Genomic DNA, 18,815 nt, shown 5'->3' with positions numbered 1-18,815 from the left:
GGACGTATGCATGATCGCCTTGCTACTGCTTGAGATTGGGCGACCGGATGACGTCATGGCCAGCTATCGACAAGATGAGCAAAGCTCGTAGAGCATCTCTGATCATTCTGAGCAGCATTGGCCTTCTGCTCGCAGGAGTGCTGGGTTTTCATCTAGCGGGTGTAGTCGCAATGATCCTATTTGCCCCGCTTGGTGCATTAATAGGACTGATACTAGGAAGCGCTACGTTCCGAGGCGTTGCCGAACTCATTGGAGAACTTCTCAAGGTCGCCTTCTTGTAGCAGGCGTAATTTAACCCGTGAGTGAGTGTCCCCCTGTTGTCGTGCATCGAGGCCGCTCGCACAGCCCTGTGCTTAAAATGCAATTCTTGATATTCCCTAGATGATTTTTGGGAGGTTACGTCGCAATTTTTAAGGAATTTATTGCTAAGACCCAGTCGACGGCCGGAAGGAGAGAGGGATGAATTCTATCCGGTAGTATTCTATATTTTCGTGTTGCTATTTTTCGTTGTGAGCGTTGCAAACAGAATCCGCCAGCTGCGTCAAGTTATTGGCTGGCTCCCCATTAAAGGCACGATCATCAGCAGCGACCACAAACTGAGGGGTGAAGCTGCCGAACTTTACATCGACGTGAAGTACACCGTTGACGGTATAGATCGCTATGGTTTTCGTCTGGATACCCACTCCTCGCCGCTTTGCGGTACCACTGTCCTGATCGATCAACAGGCCTGCGCCGTGCCGCGAGCCGGATTTTCTTCCGCAACAATGTGCTCGTCATATTGCGGCAGATCATCGGTGATGGTGAACCACGGCGCTTTCGAACCAACGAAGATATGGGCTGTGGGCCGAATGGACGGATCGTCTACGAGGGTTCCCATGGCGATATGGGCAAATGTCCCATCGCGGACGACCGCGAACAGAAATGAGCCGCAGCGACCGCACCTCTGGTCGCGCCACGCCTCGGCGTCGATGACCTTGATATCATCCTGCCCGCTGGTGACGGACAGCTTTTCACGCTCTATCCCGGCTAGGGGTTTGAAAGCCGCGCCGGTTGCCCGGCGGCAGACTGAACAATGGCAATTGACGGCGAAAGTGAATTCGTCTGCCACCCGATAGGTCACCGAACCGCATTGGCATGATCCTGCAAGATGGTGACTTTTTGCCAATTCTAAATGCGTCACGTAGCGAAACCCCTGCGCAATGGTTGGCAACGACTAGCATATAATGAGCAATTCGCACAGTCGCATGGGGATCGCTAGTCTCGTGTTTGGCGTGTCCGGTCTCGGCCCAAAGCGGCCATCGACACTCACTGTATTTTTCATTTTTCCGAGTCTTGCAATATCCTCAACTCTCGATTTCATTGCCACACTAAAGTGATCTGGGAGACACTGATGACCGAAGCGGAACGCGTCGATCAACTGTTCGAGGCTTGGAACACTAAAGATTCTCCCGGCTGCGCGGTTGCAGTCATGCGGGATGGCGAGGTTATCTATAAGCGCGGCTTTGGCATGGCCAATCTGGGCCATGGTGTCGCGATCGGGCCGTCCACCGTCTTTCATTCAGCATCCGTCTCCAAGCAGTTCACGGCATTTGCCATACTGCTGCTGTCGGCCGAAAGGAAAATTGTCACTTGATGATGCGGTGCATTTATACGTGCCCAGCCTGCCTGATTTTGGCGTGCCGATCACTCTGCGGCACCTCATGCGGCATACGAGCGGCCAGCGCGATCACTGGGAATTGCTTAGCCTCGCCGGCTGGCGATACTCCAAGGATTTGATTACCGATGACGACATCCTTGCCGTCGTCTCCCGCCAGCAGGACCTGAATTTCCAGCCGGGCGACGAATACCTCTATTGCAACACCGGATATGCCCTGGTGGCGCAGGTCTTGAAGAGGGTAAGTGGCCAGTCGCTGCGGGTCTTTACCTCGGCACGGATTTTCGAACCGCTCGGCATGAGCAACACGTTCTTCCGAGACAATTACGCCGAGGTCATCAGGAATGTGGCCGAGGGCTATGTGGATACGGAGCGGGGTGTGGAGATTTCCGACACCAATTTGGACACCGTGGGCGCGACCAGCCTTTTGACGACGGTCGAAGATCTCGCGCTCTGGGACGAAGATTTCTACCATCACCGCGTCGGAGGGCCTGCCATCATTGCTCGAATGGTCGATCGTGGACGGCTGAACGACGGCAGTGACATCGACTATGCCTCGCGTCTCGGCCTCGGTACCCATCGCGGCCTGGCGATCGTCGAACAACCGGCGGCGACGCCGGCTTCCGCTCCGATATCATCCGCTTTCCCGAGCAGCATTTCTCGGTGGCGATCCTTGCCAATCTCGGGTCGATCGTGCCGAGCAACCTCGCACGGGGGATCGCCGATATCTATCTGGCACATCTGTTGCAGCCGGTGCCAGAGCAAGTGCCGAACACGTTCCCGCAACCCTACGCCCATGCATTGGAACTGCTTACCGGCTATTACACCGAACCCTAACTGGCCGGCCGCGTTGCCCGCCTTGTGGCGCATAAGGGGAAGCTACTGATAGGCTATTACAGCCAGCATGGCACCTATCGTCCGGTCGAAAACGACATGCCCTACAGCGTGAAAGTTCAGGAGGCGGGGCTGGTATTTAAATCCGTGAAATCCCGAGAAGTAGCACTGACAGCCGTCGCTCCGGACCATTTTCTTGGTAACGGCGACCGGTTCACCTTCACCCGCGATGGAGAAGGCCGGGTCACCGGCATGCTGATGAACGGCGGCCGTATTCGCAATTTCCGCTTCGAGCGGCTTTGAAGCGATCGCAGAGGCGAATTGGGGAAGACCGCTGTTGGCGCTATCCGGCGTGACAGCATTCCTCAGGGCATCATCTATATCGGAGTGGAGAGTGCAACTGACCGATTAATTTTTGGCCAGTCCCTTTGGCCGCAACAAATACAATGCATATAAAAAATTGGGTAGCAGGAAAAGCGGAGCTACAAAGGCGTATGCTGGCAGTGGCTGATTTGGGCTCCCGCCACCGGTATGGCACGCAACCAGCAGCAGCAAACAATCCCACACGGCATGCAGAAGTATGACCGGATAAAGCGAACCAGTTCTCAAACGAAGCGCCATCAACATGAAGCCAGTCTGAAACGCCGCCACTGCCTGAAGGGTTGCGACTGTCCATTGCGCAGTCGCTAAAGCATTCAGGACGTGAACGAACCCGAAAAGTCCACAACACACCCAGAGGGATGGCCATAGCCTGAGCTTCGAACGCAGCCCGCTGAACAATATTCCCCGGAACATCACTTCCTCAGACATACCGACAAAAACCGTGTTGATGCCTATGAAAATCGCGCTTCGCAGCGGCGGCAATCCGACTATTGCCATTAGGACCCCAAGTGCGGCCATGTAGACCATGGGTAGCCAACTCAGCTTGAGCGCCGTTCTCACCGAGAATGCAGAAAAACCCAGGTCCCACCACCGGAACGTGGAGATTACTATCGCCAGGAAAACCACTGCGAAGACCATTGGCCACGCGATGCCTTGGCCGACAAATTTGACCACCGAACGTTCGCTGCCCGCGCTTAAATGCCCAGCGACCCCCATTATCACGAGCCATCCCAGCAATGTCGCCAGAGATAGCTGGAGCCGGTAGCGAACCCCGATACGCTTGAAATATTCGATCCTGAAAATGGGGTTTCCGTTCTTTTCCAGATGCTGAAAGTTTCACGTTCGATGATGAATACGATTCGCGGAGAAGGAGCAAATGACGCACTATTGCGACTGCCGCTTTCTAAACATAAATCGGCCACCAGTGTACTGCAGACGCCATATCCAGTCTCCGCTGAGGAATACCCTTTGAAGTACAAACTGCCACTCGCCATTGCCGCGTCTGCCATCGTTTTTCTTGGCGTAGGTATCGGATACATCTGGGATCGAAACGGAGCCTACGGGTTCAATACCATCCTGAGACGAGGCGGAACCTACTGGATCACCATCGAAAAAGACGATCCTCGGCTTTCTCCGTCGATGCGTTTGGCTCTTCAGGAGAATCCCCCAATCGGTATCGCTGGCGCTTACGAGTGGCGGGAGGTAGAACCTGGGTACGAGGTCGCCGAGATGCCCGTGATTGCAGACGGGAAGGAAGCCGACCGCGTTCTTCTCAACCGGATCGATCCCACCCGGTTCAAGTTCATCGCCCGCAATGCTCCAGCTGGCGACAAGGGCATAGACGAATGGGAAAAAGCACTGCCGAATGCCGTGCTCATCGTCAACGGGAGCTACTTCGACCTCCACGCGCTTCCAGACACTCCGATCATCAGTGAAGGCGTCGCGATGGGGCCAACGACATACGATGCCAAGGCCGGAGCATTCGTGGCGAGCGACGGCACGGCGGATATTAAGGAACTTGCCGACCAGCCTTGGCAGACCGCCATTTCCGGGTCGACCAACGCAATGGTCTCGTATCCCCTGTTGATTGGAACTGACGGGCAGACGCATGTACCGACAACAAGCAAATGGCTCGCGAACCGAACCTTCGTTGGGAAGGACGGCGCTGGCAGGATTATAGTCGGCACCACAAAGGAAGCCTTTTTCCCGCTCGCGACCCTTGCCAAATTCCTGAAGTCTTCGCAGCTCGACCTGAAGGTCGCGCTGAACTTCGACGGGGGGCCTATCGCCTGTCAGAGCGTTAGACTGAATGGCTTCGCGCGAAAGTTCTATGCAAAGTGGGAATCGCAGTGGCATGAAGACAAAGTAACCCTGCTGCGCTGGCCATTTCCCAATGCCTCGTGGGCAATGCCAATGATCCTCGAAGTGGAGAGACGTTAGGCAAGTCTCGGAGACTTCCACATTGTCGGCGGACGGACCATTAAAGCTTATGCACCGCAATATAGATCAGATGCACGATACCGACGGAGCGATATAGTGATCTGCGCAGCGATGAGGAGCAAAACGACTACTGTCGGCCCGAAGCGGCCACTCGACCCAGGGCATCCGTTTGCTATACGGTCGGACAACAACCCACACCGGACGCAACGAATGCCCTATGGGATCAGTGTGAAATGCTGCAACGCTACAGCGGTTGAATCAGGAACCTATGGGAGGAAGCGAGCATCTTCGAGCCTTCCGCCTCCATGCAGGAATTAGGGTATCCGCCCCATCTGACGCTTGCAGTTCTAACTGAACGGCCAGTCGACATCAGCATGATCATGACGGCGGTGTTTTCAACGCAAGAGAAGCTGTCAATTACTTTTGACGCTGTGAATTATTTCGATAATGACCTTATGGTTCTATGGGCAAAACCCGTTCGTGGAAGAGTGATCTTCCTGATCTAACCGCATCAGGACCTCACCGGCAGAGATGTCGCCGCCTGCCTCTGGAGGACCCGCTTTCCATTCGCGAAACCCTGCGGCTAAGTAGAGCAGCCTAGCTCGCCGGTTCGAGAACGTGACCGCCAGCACGATGGTTGGAGATCGCTCAAATGCATGAAAGATCGCAGCCTGAAGAAGCTGTCTGGATCGTCCAGATCGGCGAGCGTGAGTCCTCAGGTACATGCCCGAGAGGACGGCGACTTCGTTGCCGGCTGTGGTCTGGCGCAAATCTAATGCCACCGTTCCCGAGAGCCAGCCGCCGTGATCGAAACCTCCGAGAACCAAGCTGGTAGACAGACGATTGAGATACCATTGGTCGGATCGAGCGAATTCTTGTTCCGCGGCGATCCCGAACTCCTCCGGACATTCCATAACAGCTTCCTGTCGGATGTCTCGATAGGACGGCAAGTGGCGGTAGCCCAGCCGGCGGATTTCGAACAGAGTTTCCGTCGCTTGCATTCGACGCCCTCCCATTGGCGTTAACGAGCAGCGTACCACAGATATTCGTGCGGATCGGAAGAACGCAATACGTTCCGGTCGCGCCATCGTGACCAATGCGATCTGGTGGAACACTTAGAATGGTGGTTGGTTGCCCGCATGACCCTCAAGCGAACAGGACCAAGCCGTGCCTTAAGCGCCATTACGTTTGCCAACTTGCGACCGAACGTAAGTCGTATGGATGGCGAACGTCCGGAACAGCCAACCTCGATCCTAAGGCTGGCATAATATTCTACATGCTTAGCATTTAATGGCATGGGCTTCCTCGTACTCCCGCGACTTGCGGCTATCGTTTGAACCGACGATCGGTAGGAGACGACCATGGCATCAACTTTTCAAAAACTGAACCTCACCGTGGCTGCCTCCTCGCTTGCTTTGATCGCCGCCGGACAGGTCTTTGCAGATGCGCTACCTACCGAAGTGCCCAATGGAACCGTCATTGTGATCGGCGACCAGAACGAGCAGCTCCAGACGCTGATGACGGCTTCCGGTGAACAGGACAGGCTCTCCTCAAAGGCCACATACGCGAACTTCCTCGGCGGCCCGGCTATTCTTGAAGCTTTCCGGGCGGATGCGCTCGACGTTGCGACGGTCGGCAACGTGCCGCCGATCCAGGCGCAGGCCGCGGGTCAGGAAGTCCCCATCGTCGCAGCCGTCAAGATCGCCGAGACTGACTACGAGTTTGCGGTGCGGCCCGGTCTGAAGATCGACACCCTCGAGCAGCTCAAGGGCAAGAAGATTGCCTATGCCGAAGGAAGCGGTCGTCAGGCATTCGTCCTTAACGCGCTCAAGGCCGCTGGACTGACCCGCGACGACGTCGAGCTTATCCCGCTCCGTGTGGCCGACTTCCCTGATGCGATCCGGACGGGACAGGTGGATGTGGCTTCGCTCAACGAACCGCATTATTCCCGCTACCTCTCAGATTACAAAGACCAGCAGGCCAGCGCCATTCCCCACTCCCAGCACGACCGCTTGCCCCGTGGCGTCTCATATCTCTACGCGGGCGGCGGCTCCTTGAAGAATCCGGCCAAGGCGGCCGCGATCCGCGATTTCGTGGCGCATTTCGTCCTCGCCACTCAATGGCAGAACACCCATCCGGCCGAGTGGGTCGATGCCTACTACGTCAAGGGCCAGCACCTGACGAAGACGCAGGGCGACGCCATCGTCGCCAGCCAGGGCAAGGCCACCCTTCCCTCGCTGACAAGCCTCATTCCTTATCAGCAGAGCCTGATCGACGTCATCTATGATGCAGGCGACCTGCCAAAAAGGCTCGACGCCAAGGCGGAGTTCGACATTCGTTTCGACGAGGTCATCGCTCAGGGCGAGAAGTCCAACTAGGAGATCTGGAATGGGTTCAGTACCGGCAATAGGTCCACTTCGCATCCAGCGCGGGTCGCCGTCGAAGAACGCCGCCAAGCGATCGACGCTGACGCCACGTGTCCTTGGACCGGGCGGTCTTCTGGTCGCGCCACTGGTCCTGTTGCTGGTATGGGAGCTCGCCTCACGGACGGGAATCCTTCCTGAGCGCCTCCTCGCAGCTCCCTCGACCGCATTGGCGTCTGGCTGGGACCTTGCTCTCAACGGCACTCTCTGGAAAGCATTCTATGCATCGGCATTACGGGCATATTCCGGCCTTGCCATTGGTGTCGCCGCTGGCGTCGTTCTCGCTCTTCTTTCCGGACTGACCCGCGCCGGAGAGGCGTCTATCGACGGCATTGTGCAGATCAAGCGCGCCATCCCCACGCTTGCACTCATTCCCTTGGCAATTCTTTGGCTCGGTATCGGCGAAACGATGAAGATTGCCATCATCAGCCTCAGCGTCATGATACCGGTCTATCTCAACACGCATGCGGGGCTGCGCGGGATCGATCTCCGCTTCGTCGAGCTGGCGCGCACGGTACGGCTCGACCGAAAGACTTTCGTTCGCAGGGTCGCCCTGCCAGGCGCGTTGCCGAGCTTCTTCACCGGGCTTCGTCTTGCCGTGACTACATGCTGGACGACTCTGATCGTCCTCGAGCAGATCAATACCACGAACGGCATCGGCTACATGATGAGCCGGGCACGCGACTACGGGCAGACCGACATCATCGTGCTCGGCCTCGTCATCTATGCCGTGCTGGGCCTCGCATCGGATGCGGTCGTCCGCGCAATCGAGCGCCGCGCTCTCAGATACAGGAAAGTCATCGGATCATGAGTGTCGTATCGATTTCTCATCCTGTCACCAGACGTTCCCCCGTCGAGCGGCCTGCCTTTCCAGTCGCCGTCAGGACAGACCGGCTTTGCAGGAGCTTTGCCGGTCGGACCGTCCTCAACGACGTCTCCCTCGAGGTCACAGCAGGCGAATTCGTCGCACTCATCGGTAGGAGTGGCTGCGGAAAGAGCACTCTGCTGAGGGCGCTTGCGAGCCTCGATGACGATGCCGACGGCGACGGCGAGCTAGCCGTCCCGGAAAACGTCTCGGTGCTCTTCCAGGATGCGCGTCTTCTTCCTTGGGAGTCTGTCGTGACAAACGTCGGCCTTGGGCTGGACGTCGTCCCCCGCAAAGAACTCGCCGAGCGCAGCCTCAAGGCACTTTCCGACGTCGGCCTGTCCGCCCGCGCTGATGCCTGGCCCGGAACGCTTTCGGGCGGCGAGGCGCAGCGTGTGGCTCTGGCGCGATCTCTGGCACGGCAGCCCGCTCTTCTGCTGGCCGACGAGCCGTTTGGAGCGCTCGACGCACTCACTCGTCTTCGAATGCAGGACCTCCTCCTCAAGCTGGTGTCCGAACAGCGGCCAACCGTGCTGCTGGTCACCCATGACGTTGAGGAGGCACTCGTGCTGGCCGACCGGGTGCTCGTGATGGACAGCGGGCAGATCATCAACGAGGTCAGGGTCTCGCTGCCGCGTCCGCGCCGGAGATCCGAAAAGGCTTTCGAAGAGATGCGCGAGCGGCTTCTGTCCGCTCTCGGCGTCGACCAGTTCCACTGAGCGGAGGAGACCTCCATGCCACGTCAACTGCATCTCAACCTGTTCGTCCATGGCCGCGGTCATCATGAGACCGCATGGCGTCATCCGAAATCCTCGCCGCTGGCGCTGACCGACGTCGACTATTATGACGAGCTTGCCCGCAAGGCTGAAGCAGCCGCCTTCGATGCTATCTTCTTTGCCGACGCGCTGGCCGCAGGCGACGGGCTCTCGCATGCGGCAGGCGGCGGCCTGGAGCCAATTACGCTGCTGGCTGCCCTCGCCCGTTCCACAAGCAGGATCGGGCTGATTGCGACGGCTTCCACCACCTACACGGAGCCCTTCAATCTGGCCCGGCAGTTCGCGTCTCTGGATCATATCAGTCATGGCCGGGTGGGCTGGAACATCGTAACAAGCTGGGTCACCGGGGCCGGCCCCAACTTCGGATACGACCAGCAGATTGAGCATGCCGATCGGTACGAGCGCGCCTTCGAGTTTGTAGATGTCGTATCGAAGCTCTGGGATAGCTGGGCTGACGATGCGGTTCTTGACGACCGCGACAGCGGCGTGTTTGCCGACGCGTCAAAGCTGAAGCGTATCGACCATAAGGGCAAGCATCACTCCGTCCGCGGCCCGCTTAACATCGCCCGCCCGCCCCAAGGCCGCCCAGTCTTCATCCAGGCCGGTTCTTCCGACACAGGACGACGCTTTGCCGCCGAGCATGCGGAAGCCGTGTTCACCGCGCACCTCGACAAGATGTCCGCCAGCGCTTTCTACAAGGATCTAAAGACCCGCGCCCTTGCCGTCGGACGATCGTCCGACCAGATCGTCATCCTTCCAGGGATCAGCGCCACGATCGGCTCGACCGAGACGGAAGCCTTACGGATCGCTCAGGATCTGAACGAGTTGTCAGAACCGTCGGTCGGACTGGCGAGGCTCTCCAACCGCTTTGGCGGCTTGGACTTGTCGCACCTGCCACTGGATGGTGTCCTGTCGCCAGATGACTTTCCCGATCCGAAGACCGTCCAAGCTGCCCAAAGCCGGGCCGTCTCGATCGTAGACATCGTGCGACGAGAGCATCCGACGCTTCGAGCCCTGCTTCATGGGCTTGCAGGAGCACGCGGGCATTTCGCGACCTCGGGGACGCCCGAGCAGATCGCCGACATCATCCAGGACTGGTTCACGACAGGTGCAGCCGACGGCTTCAACGTCATGCCGCCGATCCTGCCTGACCAATTCGACGTGTTTGTCGCCGAGGTTCTCCCGATCCTTCGCGCTCGCGGGCTGTTCCGAACGAAGTATGAGGGATCCACGCTACGCGAGCACCTCGGTCTCACGCGTCCCGAAAGTCAATACTTCGGTAAAGCGGAGCTGCGGGCGAAGGTGTCCTAGACAGTCGGAACTCTCGCTGACCCTCAACAGCTCGTCCGGAAGCTCTCGATGAGCGCCTCGAGTGCGTACATGCTCTCTGCCTGCGACCAGCCTGCCCCTTGAGCTTCGTCGAGACGGCGCAATCACAGAAGCTCCAAGGCTTCCTGGCAATCCATATCTGTGTTCTCCTACACGGCTGTGTGGCGGGCTGTCGGATAGGCATAATTGGACCCTATTGATGGAGCGGACCTGTCGCGCCCAATAACAGGCTTTATACTAATATTGATATGCCTCCACTATAATCGAAATCATAGCAGCGCGAGATACGATCTGCCCAGGCCTTCGATGTCTATCCCCTTAGGGTTGACAGGTGCTCCCTAAGCGGTCGTGAGCGGCCAACGGGGAGATGCTTGCACACGGCTTTGGCCTAACAACCGGCTTGCGCGGCTCGTCAACCACCCGACACCCGGATAGCGCCTGCGTCGCCGAACGTACGCTGACCCTTGGCGACCTGGCTTACAGATATGTCCGCAGAAACCCCGATTTCGCCACCTAATGCTCCATCCTCCCAGCTCTCAGACTCGTGCGACAGGTCGCCCCCCGATGGCCTTACACCGGCAGAGTTCCCTTCGGTGATCGATTGGACGAAGATGTCCGGCCGGGAGATATTGTGCCCTTAAACAAGATGCTCGATCGCCAGGTCGGCCGCCTCGCGGGTCCCGAATACGGCCTTGATTGTCGTGGTACGGTCTTCAGACATTGGAACCTCGAGTTTATTCTCAATTTGCAACGCCCACACGCACCGATGGTTCGGGCGGGCGCATGTTCGCCGAGACTCGCCGGTTGGCCAGGCAGACTGGGACGCGAGCGCGGTTTTACGTGAGCGGACGTCGGCAAATTGATTATTGAAACGAAAGTTGCCCGACCCACGGAACGGAAAGACCCCGAACACCGTTGCTTTGGCGAACAACAAACGGTGTCATCGATGTCCACAGTCGCTAAACTTGCTTCTATGTTCACCCTGAGTGCAGTTCTGGTAGGCACCGTTCTGACACCCGCCTATGCCTTGCGGATGCCGGTCAACGACGAAAATGAAGCGACGCGAGAGAAGTCCGTATCGGCATACGCGGGCGACGATAAATCAGAATCTAGCTCGGAAGCGTCGATCCTGACCCCAGATGAAATCAGACACATTAGATGGTGTGCCGGGCGATACACTATGGGGTACGACGCCGTGAGCGACACTTACTCGGCTGCTGGAGGCATCCGGCAACGGTGCCGCTCGCCGCGCTAGTCTGACGATCTCACTCTGAGATGTGCGATCGGACATCGCCGCCTGTTAGGTGGTCAGGTGGCGAATCTCGTTTTTCGAAACACTAGCGCCTTCTGTGCATAAAAGATCGAGATGGTGTGGCCGACGCCGGGCTCGATATCGAGCGTCTCGTCACACCCGGCGGCGTTCAGTTGTCCGGCCGCCGCTCCGGGTGCCCTTGACGGTATATTCTCGTCTTCCTTGCCGTGCAAAAGCAAAATTGCCATTCGCTCCGTTGCGGGCAAAGGCGGCAGCGGCTAGTCGCCCAGCAGACGATGCGAGGGTACCGATCTTCCAGCGTCCCGACGAGACCGCGTCGGGCGCCATGATGGATCCTTGAGACACGCCAACGAAGGTCACCCTCCCCAACCCATGAGCGAAGCCTTCCTGCTCGACCACATCCATGACCACTTTGTCTCAGGCTTCCCTCACCATTCCGATAATCTCCGGTCGCAACTCCTGGCCGTCGACCCCGAACCACTAAAGACCGCCCTGGCTACGCGGGAACGGAGCGTCGGGCGCTGCGAAACGCGCCGTTGAAAGCTTCCAACGCCAAGGCGAAACCATCGGCATCATCATCAGCGAACCGATCCCTCACATGCCGTGAAGGAGTGCGAATTTGTCGGGGTCCGTATCCACTTCGGACGCGAGCAACCTTCGCGCGTCGCATTGTCGGAGACTTTGTAGGAGGTCGCATCATGAACACACGGACCCTAAGAGCCATTTGATGGCCGGCATAATCTGGGGCATCTCGAGAGCGCTCCATGAAGGGACGAAATTTGATCGGGCCACCTACCGCTGCGTCAGCCGGAACCAAGTGACCAGAGGTCTGACGGGACGGTCGGGTCCATTTCAAACCGGCGCCGAGCGATCGCGCGGTGCACTTCAAGATAATATCGGCTGGCTGCCTGTTGCCTTCTTGCATCGCGCCAGCAGGAACCTATCGCACCACACTTTCCTAACTATTTTTTGCCAAGACGGACTTAACAATCGGTGATCTACGCTTCCAGCAGTGCGGACCTCGCAGCATGATTGACGTTCAGGTTCCCGAAGGAAAAGGCGATGAAAAAGCTTTCGCGAATTGGACTATGCATCACCGCCGCAATGCTCCTCGGCCTGCCTTCTGTCGCGAGCGCCCGGCTCGAGAACTCTCAGCCTGATGCGCATGAGCAAGCCAACGTCACCAGCTTCAACATGGTTCTGGCCTTCTCCCAACGCGTCCGCCTGAAGGAAACGATCGTGGAGATCAGGAACTCGCGCGGCAGTCGCGTGACGATCGGCGACCTCCGTACCGGCGAGAATGGCACCGATCTGGAAATCCCCCTTTCAACCCCTCTTCGCCCGGATACGTATTCGATCCGCTGGCGGGCGGTCTCGATCCAAGGCCTGGTGGACGTAGGCGGGTACGATTTCGTTATTGACCCCATGCCGACAGGAGTTCCGGGCGTCGCCCAGCAGTAGATCAGCCCCGCCCGGCCTTTCTCATCGGCATGCTGTCGATCAATTCGAATAGTTTGCCGCCCGTCACGACGTCGAGACTGCGCAGTTTGACGCCGCCGTCCTTGCCGATTAAAACAGCCTCGAACGTGTTGCCGTTGATATCGGCTTCCTGTCTCAGCTTGCGAGCATCCACGCCAGTGGCATCCCCACGCACCGGTCTTACCTCGTCCCCAATTACGGTCATCACCACGACGTCGCGCTCGGCGAGACCGCTCTCCTGGGTTTTCAAGACCTCGACCTGTTTCGCGAGCTTCTGGTCTCCTGATCCACCGAACAGAACGATGACGCGGTTCTGGGACCGGTATTTGGCGAGCTCGTCCAGAGCGAATACCTGGCTAACTGAAGCTGCCGCGATTGCGATGGCGGATGCGATAAGGAAGGTTCTCATGTTTGATCTCCGTTTCATCCGAAGAAAACGCCCGAAAACCCGCAGGGTTCGAGTTTGTCGGGGCACGAATGGTGTCGCTTTTCCGCTGGGTTGCAAATCAGGGCGAATTTTGCGAGAATGGTGAGGACGATGCGCAAGTGCCGCGTCAGCGAGCGATTTGCGAGCTGTCTTCCGCATGCATTTGCGGTCGCGCGTTTCCAACAATTTCTCAGAAAATGGCCTACATCAAGAGAACAATATGAAATCAGGAACCGTGAAATGGTTCGACGCCGCTAAAGGCTTCGGATTCATCATCCCGTCAGACGGCGGTGCCGACATCTACATCAACCTCAAGGTGCTGCAGAAGGCCGGCCTTGGGACACTCGAGCCTGGCGCAGCGGTCAATTTTTCGGTCGCAAACCGTGGAGGTAAGGAGTTTGTCGAAGAAGTCGCAGTTATTGCGGCACCGCTACCATTGATCGAGCGTAATGATCCACCGAAGGCTATGGCAAAGACGCAACTCCTAGATGAGGAGGAGCTCTTCGAGCGCGAGTGGGGTTTACGCCGGGCGTAGCCTGCCAGAAGCGATCCTTCACGGTTTATTTCCCAAGCCATTGGTATTCTGCAATCGAGGCTCGCCCCGACTTCCTCTCACAGAAGAGAGCTCTCCAAGCGGCCGTAGTGGATGCGCAACACGGAAGTGCGAAAGCCACGGTGAATTGCAGCCGCATTTAAGACTGTCTTCCTCATCGAGATGTCCCCTGATCCGGATCCATGGGCGGCCGGATAGCGGGGCATCGTGACCAGAAGACGGTGTCAAAAAAAGGCGTTCCCATATCGATGCCATCGAACGGATCTTCGCCGAAGACATTAATTGTAGACAGGAAATCGGGTCGTTAGCGCATATGTCGACGGCGTCACTGAGAAACCTGTCAGCTAAGATGCCGAGGCCAATGGCTATGCCCGCGACGAGAGCGACCACGACATTCATCACCAATGAAGACGTCGACAGCGTGGCCCTTCAGAGCACTCGCACGATCGATATCGAGATGTTCGCGCCAAAGGTCTCGGTCCAATGGGTCTATCGGGAACAGCCACGTTACCTGACCCCGAATGAACCAGTCGGCCAGGAGGCATACTCCGGTATCGCGATGCTATGGCCGCTTCCAACGTCGCTGGCGTCTCTTGGCTGGCGCTCGGATCCCATAGAAGGGCAGTCGTCCTTGAGCCGCGTGGCGAACACATCGTGCTCTCGACCCTGCAATACGACGATGAGGTCCGGGCTGAGTATAGCTACTTCGATAGCTTTGCTGGCGCGGCCGAACCGCAAATGATGCCGCTCGTGCAGCTTATCAAGCAACGGAAAAAGTCTGGTCGCCGGTTATGGTCGAGCACCCGGTCTACGAGGGCCTGCTGGCCATGATCGCCGAGAAAAAGAATGCCCCGAAGCCTGTTAAGAAGGGCAAACCGGCGCCCTGTCCGACCATTCAGCCGGGAAGCAATCTCATCAGCATTACGGAAACGCTGCGCCAGAGCATCGGGGCGAACGGTTGATCTTTGAGCCCCTCAGCGCGAGGACATCGACCATGTGACTTATGCCCGTTTCAAGCTGAAGCTTGTTCCCTCTGCAATCCTATCGGAACGGCCTGCTCAACGGCCGTCCAACGGAATGGTTGGCTGAGCATCCTCGCCTTTGACGTTTTTTCGGTAGAAGATGAATAGGCCAGCAAAGACGATGATCGCAGCGCCGGCTAGAAGTTGGGCGTCAGGAATGTCGCCGAAGAACACAAACCCAAACACGACCGCCCACAGCAAAAGTGTATATTGCAGTGGGGCGAGCAGTGAGGCCGGCGCGAGTTTCAGTGCGCGCGTCAGCAGAAGATGGGCGCAAGTACCGACGACACCGAGGAAAAGCATTGCGATCCAAATATCGAACCCGGCCTCCCGCCAGTCGCTGACCGACAGAATTATGCCCACTACCATAACCACGAGCGTCTGCGAGGTGACAAGAGCGGTGTCGCTTGTCGATCGAAGATAACGGCTCAAGATAAGTGTCAGGGCGAAACCGATGCTCCCGGCGACAGCAAATAACGAAGGCAGGGTAAACATCGCGGTCGATGGCCTCAGCGCGATCACCACACCCGCAAATCCAACCCCGACAGCAAGCCAACGCCTCCATCCGATCCTCTCGCCCAGAAGGAAATGCGACAGAGCAGCGACATAGATCGGTGCCGCCATGTAGAAGGTGATCACGTCGGCAAGTGGCAGATAGGCCACCGCCGCGTAGAAAAGGGACACATCCGCAGTCGCCATGACGGCGCGGCCGAACAGCAGGCCCGGTTGCCGAACATCCAGCAACGCCCTCGGCCCCTGCCGTGCAATCATTGGCATCAGGACGATGAATGAGCCTAACGACCTCATCACGAGTACTTGGCCCAGAGCAAAGCTCGCAACAAGCCACTTCCCAACGGCGTCGTTTACCGCAAAGAGAAGGTCGCCGAAAAGCATCAGGACCACGCCGAGCATCACGGCATTGCCGAGGTTCCCGGCGGTTACTGCAGGCTTCATACGAATTCCTCCCAAATAGCCGGCGGTCACCATCGCATCAGGCAACATTATCGACCAAGTGCGCCACTACCATCAAATAAGGTAGCCGCGCCAGCCCATCTGGCGATCTCAGCGAGCTGACAGAAGGAGGGCTCGAATCCCGGCTTCAATCAGCAACGGAAGCCACGACGCAACACGAGTATCTGTTTTAAAATCGTCAGCCTTTGCTGGACACATCGACGACAAGGGGAATGGCATCACATCCGTCGGCATCGACCTGTAAGGCCAACCGCTCGGGTCGGTGGTGCACTATCGACAGCGGCCAAGCTGGAGGCGGTTTGGCTAGCCATATACGATTCTGCCGAGAAGCATTGATTTGAACACACGTTAGACTCTCATCCTAAGCGTGCGGATATGGGCGTGGATCCGGTTGACCCTTTCGATCTCGCCGGTCGCCTGTTCCCTGGGTGCGAAGGTCGTCGCAGAGACGAACCGGGCAGTCCTCCGGAAGCGTCCAAGCATGTCGTCGCGGAAATTCGAGTGATCCAGCCCCGCACGAGAGCAAGTTAATGGAACATCTGAAGGGAGAAGCATTGAAATCCCGCCGACAAGCATCGAAGGAAAATCGCCAATGGACCCGCCAGCAGACAGAACCGGGCCCGAACAGTCCGGAATCGCCTTTTGGCTGGTCGTATTCGATGCGGCCTATCTTCTGACCAGTAAGGCTCAGGACCCGTCGTTCAACGGCAGTTCGGACAAAATCTCTCAAATCACAGCCTCGGCCTTCGAATTGTTGATGTCGGGCAATACGTCTTCCGCGATCTCCTGCAGCACTTCGTCCACCGACCTAGTGCCAGGAACGATATTCAGCATGACATGGTTTGCACCAAGGTTCCCGATCTCGTCGAGATACCGGATCAGCCCCTTTCGTCCGGTGCGAATACCGAGGCCGAGAGGTTCGGTGCTCGCGTCCGGATCGTCGACGAGTTCAAGCACCATGGACTGGCTGAAACTTCTAAAGTCAGTGGTTACCTTGCCGATTGCGGTCTTCCACAACGCGATGCGATCCGCCTGTGCTGCCAAGGGTCGGTAGTATGTGGCCCAACCTGCGGCAGTCCTGGCTATCCATTCCAGCGACTGCGAGGCGGATCCAACAGATAGAAACGGAATAGCGCTTTCTGCTCTCAACGGCCGAATTGAGAATTCAACTTGAACCCTACCGTCACCGTCCAGCACCTCACCGTCAGGCCCCAAGGCCGCAGCTAGACGTCTCCAGTTGCTTCGGAAGATCTCCTTTCGCCGATCGAACTCTTCTCCAAATACCGCGAATTCAGAAGGACGATCGCCAGAACCGAGACCGAGGACGAAACGTCCGCCCGACAGAGCGCCTACGGAGAGCGCGGCCTTCGCAATATGCAAGGGATTGCGAAGCGGCAGGACGATTGCTCCGGTAACAAGTTGGATGTTTGTGGTCGCCATTGCCAGAGCGCCTAGGAGCACCCAAGGATCGGAATGACCTACGGGATCAGGATAACTATCGCTGTTCAACGGCACATCGCGCACCCAAAGTGCATCAAATCCGAGTTCGTCGGCCTTGCGCGCGATCGCTATCTGACTGGGATAGTTAAAGTCATGGGTATGGCTGGTCTGAATCGGCAGGACTATGCCGAGAGTAAGGCGACCGGGCGTTAAAAGCATTTCTCACCGGAGCTGTGGTTCTAGGGCACATGATCTCAAAACGATCTGGTCACCACCAGAATGGCGTCGAGTATCGATACCTCACATATCGGCGCTACAAAGCGAAAAGCAATGCGAGCCCCACACGAACATGAGGATCTATTGTAGCGTCTCCGTGAATGAAGCCGGCGGGCTCATCGGCGGCGCTTGTCTTGAATGCGATAGGCGCTGAGGTCTCGATACATGCAACGCTTCAATTGCGAGGGGCATTCAGCTTGCATCGTGGACCAGCTTCGGTGCTTGAGCGTATGTTATGCCGGCAAACTGCCTGGTCCCGGAAGTTCTTTGTTGCGGACTGGATGTTGCCCAGGCCGCAATCAAAGGGGTCTCCTGCAGAAAATAAAGTGTGTTGTCTTCGATTGCAAATTTTGGTTGCCTTGTTAGAGGAGGAACTCATGACCATTAACCGCTTCGAAGGTTTAGCTGCAGAATTGAACCGCCTCGCGGCGGAGATCGCGGCGATCAACTCCCAGCCGTTCAACGTCGGGATCGATCTTGGCGCTGAGGCCCTGATTTCCGGCACGGTCTTCGAAGGTTCCACCGGCATTCGCCGCTGGTGTCTATGCGCGGACGGCGGATCCTTACCATACGCCGCAGTATCCTCCCGTCTCACCTAGGCTAGGAACATTTTGAGTGCGTCTTTCGTTGCGCTCTCAGCGGGGAGGGTATCATGGACGTCGAGCGAATTTTTCTTCAGCCCAGCGGTTGGGTCCCAAACAACACCAAGCTTCCGGTGTTACTATACAAATCGGCCATCGACCCAATGGACGCTGCCAGTGGGTTTGAACAGCTATTTGCCAAGAATGGCTGGGAAGGAATCTGGCGCAACGGTGTTTTCAATTATCATCATTATCATTCGATGGCGCATGAAGTGCTAGGGGTTGCCTCAGGGGAAGCCGATTTGTTGATTGGAGGTATGAGCGGGTTTGAGGTGACCGTAAGATCTGGCGACGCCTTGGCGCTCCCTGCAGGTACTGGGCACAAGAAGCTCAGTTCGACCAGCGACTTTGTCATGATTGGTGCATATCCGGCCGGTCAAGAAGCCGACATCCGGACCTCGGCCGCTTCTGAAGCGCAACTCAAGCAGATCGCGCGGGTAAGGATACCGGGAAAAGATCCTATCATGGGACGTTTAGGACCCATGATCAAAATATGGACAGAATAGCGGGACGCTCCCCCGACTAACGC

Annotated in this window: 22 protein-coding genes and 1 pseudogene; 13 read left to right on the top strand and 10 right to left on the bottom strand. The window is 57.4% G+C overall.

Annotated elements, in window-relative coordinates:
• Positions 1 to 497: 497 nt before the first annotated feature.
• Together J5278_RS25840 and J5278_RS25835 are read right to left on the bottom strand one after the other, a co-directional pair.
• Positions 498 to 722, bottom strand: a complete 225-nt coding sequence (locus tag J5278_RS25840; protein ID WP_142831845.1) for a hypothetical protein — start codon at positions 720 to 722, stop codon at positions 498 to 500.
• Positions 719 to 1,108, bottom strand: coding sequence for a GFA family protein (locus tag J5278_RS25835; protein ID WP_307877474.1), 390 nt, complete (start codon positions 1,106 to 1,108; stop codon positions 719 to 721). The genes J5278_RS25840 and J5278_RS25835 overlap by 4 nt, the downstream gene beginning before the upstream one ends.
• Before the next feature lie 282 nt (positions 1,109 to 1,390).
• Here J5278_RS25835 and J5278_RS25830 point away from each other — a divergent pair, with 282 nt between their 5' ends.
• Genes J5278_RS25830 through J5278_RS25820 form a run of 3 tightly spaced genes read left to right on the top strand, consistent with a single transcriptional unit; the run spans position 1,391 to position 2,791 of the window.
• A complete protein-coding gene (locus J5278_RS25830) occupies positions 1,391 to 1,633 on the top strand; it encodes a serine hydrolase (RefSeq protein ID WP_142831847.1) in 243 nt (80 codons plus the stop codon).
• Positions 1,623 to 2,540 (top strand): serine hydrolase, encoded by a 918-nt coding sequence (locus tag J5278_RS25825; protein ID WP_209185753.1) that lies wholly within the window; start codon positions 1,623 to 1,625, stop codon positions 2,538 to 2,540. Before J5278_RS25830 ends, J5278_RS25825 begins: the two co-directional genes overlap by 11 nt.
• Before the next feature lie 47 nt (positions 2,541 to 2,587).
• Positions 2,588 to 2,791: a hypothetical protein gene (locus J5278_RS25820; protein WP_142831851.1), complete on the top strand. Its 204-nt coding sequence runs from the start codon at positions 2,588 to 2,590 to the stop codon at positions 2,789 to 2,791.
• Positions 2,792 to 2,896: 105 nt separating this feature from the next.
• Here the strand turns inward: J5278_RS25820 and J5278_RS25815 are convergent, their stop codons facing one another.
• Entirely contained in the window at positions 2,897 to 3,544 is a 648-nt protein-coding gene (locus J5278_RS25815) for a CPBP family intramembrane glutamic endopeptidase (RefSeq protein ID WP_161991006.1), read from the bottom strand.
• 171 nt (positions 3,545 to 3,715) lie between these two features.
• Between J5278_RS25815 and J5278_RS25810 the strand changes: the two genes are divergently transcribed.
• Positions 3,716 to 4,810 carry a phosphodiester glycosidase family protein gene (locus J5278_RS25810; RefSeq protein WP_247749829.1) on the top strand — a complete coding sequence of 365 codons (1,095 nt, stop codon included), beginning with the start codon at positions 3,716 to 3,718 and terminating at the stop codon, positions 4,808 to 4,810.
• 461 nt (positions 4,811 to 5,271) lie between these two features.
• Here J5278_RS25810 and J5278_RS25805 read toward each other — a convergent pair whose 3' ends face one another.
• Positions 5,272 to 5,811 carry a GNAT family N-acetyltransferase gene (locus J5278_RS25805; RefSeq protein WP_219258847.1) on the bottom strand — a complete coding sequence of 180 codons (540 nt, stop codon included), beginning with the start codon at positions 5,809 to 5,811 and terminating at the stop codon, positions 5,272 to 5,274.
• A gap of 360 nt (positions 5,812 to 6,171) precedes the next feature.
• Here J5278_RS25805 and J5278_RS25800 point away from each other — a divergent pair, with 360 nt between their 5' ends.
• From J5278_RS25800 to J5278_RS25785, 4 genes are read left to right on the top strand one after another with little or no spacing between them, the layout of a single operon-like run.
• Entirely contained in the window at positions 6,172 to 7,188 is a 1,017-nt protein-coding gene (locus J5278_RS25800; protein ID WP_209185755.1) for an ABC transporter substrate-binding protein, read from the top strand.
• A 10-nt stretch (positions 7,189 to 7,198) separates the two neighbouring features.
• A complete protein-coding gene (locus tag J5278_RS25795) occupies positions 7,199 to 8,044 on the top strand; it encodes an ABC transporter permease (RefSeq protein ID WP_209185756.1) in 846 nt (281 codons plus the stop codon).
• Positions 8,041 to 8,817: an ABC transporter ATP-binding protein gene (locus tag J5278_RS25790; protein ID WP_219258845.1), complete on the top strand. Its 777-nt coding sequence runs from the start codon at positions 8,041 to 8,043 to the stop codon at positions 8,815 to 8,817. The genes J5278_RS25795 and J5278_RS25790 overlap by 4 nt, the downstream gene beginning before the upstream one ends.
• Before the next feature lie 15 nt (positions 8,818 to 8,832).
• On the top strand, positions 8,833 to 10,185 hold the full coding sequence (locus J5278_RS25785; RefSeq protein WP_219258844.1) for an LLM class flavin-dependent oxidoreductase: 1,353 nt from the start codon (positions 8,833 to 8,835) through the stop codon (positions 10,183 to 10,185).
• Between the two features lie 430 nt (positions 10,186 to 10,615).
• Here the strand turns inward: J5278_RS25785 and J5278_RS31290 are convergent.
• Both J5278_RS31290 and J5278_RS25775 read right to left on the bottom strand, forming a co-directional pair.
• Positions 10,616 to 10,924 (bottom strand): annotated as a pseudogene (locus tag J5278_RS31290) (hypothetical protein).
• A gap of 587 nt (positions 10,925 to 11,511) precedes the next feature.
• Positions 11,512 to 11,703, bottom strand: a complete 192-nt coding sequence (locus J5278_RS25775) for a hypothetical protein (protein WP_209185758.1) — start codon at positions 11,701 to 11,703, stop codon at positions 11,512 to 11,514.
• A gap of 835 nt (positions 11,704 to 12,538) precedes the next feature.
• Here J5278_RS25775 and J5278_RS25770 point away from each other — a divergent pair.
• On the top strand, positions 12,539 to 12,937 hold the full coding sequence (locus J5278_RS25770) for a copper resistance protein CopC (RefSeq protein WP_209185759.1): 399 nt from the start codon (positions 12,539 to 12,541) through the stop codon (positions 12,935 to 12,937).
• Position 12,938: 1 nt separating this feature from the next.
• Here the strand turns inward: J5278_RS25770 and J5278_RS25765 are convergent, their stop codons facing one another.
• Positions 12,939 to 13,364, bottom strand: a complete 426-nt coding sequence (locus tag J5278_RS25765; protein WP_209185760.1) for a DUF4174 domain-containing protein — start codon at positions 13,362 to 13,364, stop codon at positions 12,939 to 12,941.
• 238 nt (positions 13,365 to 13,602) lie between these two features.
• Between J5278_RS25765 and J5278_RS25760 the strand changes: the two genes are divergently transcribed.
• Both J5278_RS25760 and J5278_RS25755 read left to right on the top strand, forming a co-directional pair.
• A complete protein-coding gene (locus J5278_RS25760; protein WP_209185761.1) occupies positions 13,603 to 13,917 on the top strand; it encodes a cold-shock protein in 315 nt (104 codons plus the stop codon).
• A gap of 809 nt (positions 13,918 to 14,726) precedes the next feature.
• Positions 14,727 to 14,897 carry a hypothetical protein gene (locus J5278_RS25755; protein WP_209185762.1) on the top strand — a complete coding sequence of 57 codons (171 nt, stop codon included), beginning with the start codon at positions 14,727 to 14,729 and terminating at the stop codon, positions 14,895 to 14,897.
• 96 nt (positions 14,898 to 14,993) lie between these two features.
• Here J5278_RS25755 and J5278_RS25750 read toward each other — a convergent pair whose 3' ends face one another.
• The 3 genes from J5278_RS25750 to J5278_RS25740 form a co-directional block, all read right to left on the bottom strand.
• Complete coding sequence (locus tag J5278_RS25750) at positions 14,994 to 15,911, bottom strand: DMT family transporter (RefSeq protein ID WP_209185763.1); 918 nt, start codon at positions 15,909 to 15,911, stop codon at positions 14,994 to 14,996.
• 366 nt (positions 15,912 to 16,277) lie between these two features.
• Positions 16,278 to 16,484: an oxygenase MpaB family protein gene (locus tag J5278_RS31730; protein WP_209185764.1), complete on the bottom strand. Its 207-nt coding sequence runs from the start codon at positions 16,482 to 16,484 to the stop codon at positions 16,278 to 16,280.
• 171 nt (positions 16,485 to 16,655) lie between these two features.
• Entirely contained in the window at positions 16,656 to 17,588 is a 933-nt protein-coding gene (locus J5278_RS25740; RefSeq protein WP_209185765.1) for a TIGR03571 family LLM class oxidoreductase, read from the bottom strand.
• 434 nt (positions 17,589 to 18,022) lie between these two features.
• On the opposite strand from J5278_RS25740, the gene J5278_RS25735 reads away from it, so the two are divergent.
• Entirely contained in the window at positions 18,023 to 18,244 is a 222-nt protein-coding gene (locus J5278_RS25735; protein ID WP_219258842.1) for a hypothetical protein, read from the top strand.
• A gap of 53 nt (positions 18,245 to 18,297) precedes the next feature.
• Entirely contained in the window at positions 18,298 to 18,792 is a 495-nt protein-coding gene (locus J5278_RS25730) for a cupin domain-containing protein (protein WP_209185767.1), read from the top strand.
• Positions 18,793 to 18,815: the final 23 nt, after the last annotated feature.

Source organism: Rhizobium sp. B21/90, from assembly GCF_019355815.1.
Taxonomy (GTDB): domain Bacteria; phylum Pseudomonadota; class Alphaproteobacteria; order Rhizobiales; family Rhizobiaceae; genus Rhizobium; species Rhizobium rhododendri.
This window is presented reverse-complemented; position numbering and strand designations above follow the sequence as displayed.